Origin of the sequence: Ramlibacter sp., assembly GCF_035706265.1 — a bacterium.
Classification (GTDB): Bacteria; Pseudomonadota; Gammaproteobacteria; order Burkholderiales; family Burkholderiaceae_C; genus Ramlibacter.
The window spans coordinates 1-2,831 of record NZ_DASSVG010000654.1; the positions used below are offsets into that span (position 1 = coordinate 1).

Annotated in this window: 4 protein-coding genes and 1 pseudogene; 1 reads left to right on the forward strand and 4 read right to left on the reverse strand. The window is 66.7% G+C overall.

Features of this window, described 5'->3' with window-relative positions; genetic code table 11:
• The 3 genes and pseudogenes from VFM98_RS23490 to VFM98_RS23500 form a co-directional block, all read right to left on the reverse strand.
• A pseudogene (locus VFM98_RS23490) lies at window positions 1-670 on the reverse strand (glutamine synthetase); the annotation flags it as partial.
• 222 nt (window positions 671-892) lie between these two features.
• The gene (locus VFM98_RS23495) at window positions 893-1,249 is read right to left on the reverse strand and encodes a DUF86 domain-containing protein (protein ID WP_325112317.1); all 357 of its coding nucleotides are present in this window, start codon (window positions 1,247-1,249) and stop codon (window positions 893-895) included.
• Complete coding sequence (locus tag VFM98_RS23500; protein ID WP_325112318.1) at window positions 1,239-1,547, reverse strand: nucleotidyltransferase family protein; 309 nt, start codon at window positions 1,545-1,547, stop codon at window positions 1,239-1,241. Before VFM98_RS23500 ends, VFM98_RS23495 begins: the two co-directional genes overlap by 11 nt.
• Window positions 1,548-1,806: 259 nt before the next feature.
• Here VFM98_RS23500 and VFM98_RS23505 point away from each other — a divergent pair, with 259 nt between their 5' ends.
• Window positions 1,807-2,079, forward strand: coding sequence for a hypothetical protein (locus tag VFM98_RS23505; RefSeq protein WP_325112319.1), 273 nt, complete (start codon window positions 1,807-1,809; stop codon window positions 2,077-2,079).
• Window positions 2,080-2,225: 146 nt separating this feature from the next.
• On the opposite strand, the gene VFM98_RS23510 is transcribed toward VFM98_RS23505, so the two are convergent.
• Window positions 2,226-2,579 (reverse strand): hypothetical protein, encoded by a 354-nt coding sequence (locus VFM98_RS23510; protein WP_325112320.1) that lies wholly within the window; start codon window positions 2,577-2,579, stop codon window positions 2,226-2,228.
• Window positions 2,580-2,831: the final 252 nt, after the last annotated feature.

Here is a 2,831-nt window from a genome sequence, read left to right on the forward strand (position 1 = left end):
CCTCTTCGTGGATCAGGCTGTCGATCCCGATCTCCTGCTTTTCGCAAAAGTCGTAGATGTCCTCGAACAGCGGATCGAACTCGTTGACGGCGTCGATGGAGTAGGCCTGGCGCGAGGTCTCCGCGCGGCCGCTGCGGCCGACGGGCGCCTTCAGCGGCATGTCGGGGTCCGTGTTGCGGGCCACCAGGTAGAACTCCAGCTCCGGCGCGACCACGGGCTTCCAGCCCTTGCGGTCGAACAGCTCGCACACGCGCCGCAGCACGGCGCGCGGCGCGAAGGGCACCAGCCGGCCGTCGCGGTCGTAGCAGTCGTGGATCACCTGCGCCGTCGGATCGGCGGCCCAGGGCACGATGCGCACCGTGGCCGGGTCCGCCACGAGGTGCATGTCGGCATCGTTGCGGCTGACCACGTCGAAGTACGGCCCTTCGGTCGGATATTCGCCGGTGACGCTCATCGCCACCACGATCTCCGGCAGCCGCATGCCGCGGTCTTCCGTGAACTTTTCCCGCGGCAGGATCTTGCCGCGCGCCACGCCCGTCAGGTCCGGCACCAGGCATTCGACTTCCGTCACGCGGCGCTCGTTGAGCCACCGGTCGAGCTCGGCGAACTGGAATTGCCGGCGGTCTTGCGTGGTGGGGGCGGTGGGAGGGGTCGCGGCTTGCACGGGCATGACGTTGTCGGGGCGCAGGAACGTGCCGCCATGCGGCGAAACTTCGTCCGAGGTGGCGGGCGTCCGGTAGCGGCGGCGCGAGAGGCTTCCGCGCCGCAGCGGGTCGAGGTCGCTGGAGGAAGGCACGAAACCATCGTAGTCGTGCCCGGGGGCGCCGTGTTGCGGGTAAACGCGGCTCGACGGAGGGAGGGGATCGGGAGGATGCTTATGGAGTCGGCACTGTCAGCCGTCCCGGCCCGCGAAATCTTTCAGGATGCCTGCGGCGACCTCACGCAGTTGAGGCAAGGACTTGTGGATCGCGTACCAGACGATGTCGTGGTCCACCTCGGCGTAGCCGTGTACCAGCAGATTCCGGAAGCCAATGACCGCGCGCAGGTCCGGGATGCGTGCCGCGGTCGTAGGGTCCGCCTTCGAGAGTTGGTTCAGCGCCTCGCCGATAACGAGGAACTTGCGTTCGACGGCCGAGTGCACGAGCGGCTGTGCGGCATAGGAGGTGGCATCCAAACCCTGCACGAAGGATTCGATGGCCTGCGCCGCCTCGAGTACATCCCACAAGAAAGCACGCGCGTCACGCTCCATAGACTAGTTCGCGTGCCCGGTTGATGCTTGCCAGCACATAGGGATTGCGCACTGCTCCGGCTTGAACGAGATCCACTCTTCTTCGGAGCAGCGCCTCGAGGTCGTCCTTCAATCCGAAGAACGTCCCGAGGTCCGGCTCCGAGCCCGGCTCGAACTCCACCAGGAAGTCGGCATCGCTGCGCTGGGGATCGAAATCCACACCGCGCGCCCCGGAGCCGAACACCTCCAGCCGCCGGACGTGGTGCCGGCGGCAGAGACGAGCGATCTCCATTCGGTTCTCTTCAATGAGGTGGTGCATGGCCGGAGCTTGGACTGGCGCCTGACGGGATGCTAGCAGCGGTTCTGGAGCCTGTGCACCGGAGCGTTGCGCAGGGCGGCCAGGGCGTCGTTGATGCCGGCACGTACTGGGTCTCTTCACCCCCCCTTTCCCCGTTTCCCCACAAGCATCCCCAATAGATCCCCGGAAACTCGCCGAAACCGGCCCTCCCTGGCTGGCCCGAGCCTTGCATTACCCCTCGCAACGAGACGCTGTCACAAGAACGAGGAGCGAGGCCGGAATGTGGAGCACGGAAATCCTGGCGCTGGCGGACACTGCCGGCGAGATTCGCACGAGGGGTCCCATCACGGGCGCCTACGACGGCTGGAAGGAAGCGGACGCGGCGGCGCGCGCCATCGAGCGGGAATTGAACGAGACCTGGCGCCGTTTTGAACGCGGGGTCGGCGCCGCGCCCTCCAGCGCGCTGCTGCTGGAGGCCGCGAGCCTGCGGCATGCGGCGCGGGAGCGGCTCGGGGAAGTGGTGGGGTTGCTGCACTGCGCGGCGGGTGGATAGGACGGATCGCGCATCCAGCTTCAGCGCATCGCACCATGAAATTCGAAAGTCGCCCGTTCGAATTTCATGGTGTCGCAGCAGCCGCGAACACCTGACCGCAGTGCGTCAGCCGTGACTCGCTGCGAGCGGCGGCATGGCGCGCGTCGCTAATCGACCCTGGACAGGTGCCCGACCGCCTCGCGCAGCGCGCGGACGGCAAGGGTATGACGCGCCTGCACCTCCTGCAGCTTGGCGGCGCTCACGCCGACCGAGGAGTTCTGCCACATCGTGCAGATCAACTCGGAATGAGCGATGACCAGCTGCAGTGAGAACACCGTCAGCGACGGATCGGACACGCCGCGCTCGCGGATCGCGTCGATCTGCCTGCTGACATCGGAGTACAAATCCATGTCCAGCCAACGGGCGACCAGCCGCGTGCTGGCGTCTTCGTAGGCATCGATGGCGGCCACCAGGTCGAACGAGGTGGAACGTCGGGTGGATTCGGAAAGAGAGGGTTGCATGGCTGCACCTCCAACAGTGCAGAAGCAACGCGCTCGAGCTCACGCTCGCCGGCCAAGGGGCACGAAGGGAAGCCGACTGATTGAAGCGAAGAGCCTGCAGTGTACGCCGGTCAGGCACGACGCGGCGCAGCCGCGCCTGAGGACCGGATTCGGCTATCGCTGAAGTCGAAGGAACACGACCGCGAGGCCTGCCCATCGGCAGGCCTGCGCCACGCGGCGCGCCTCGCTAGTGCGATCCGCCGCTCTTAGTGC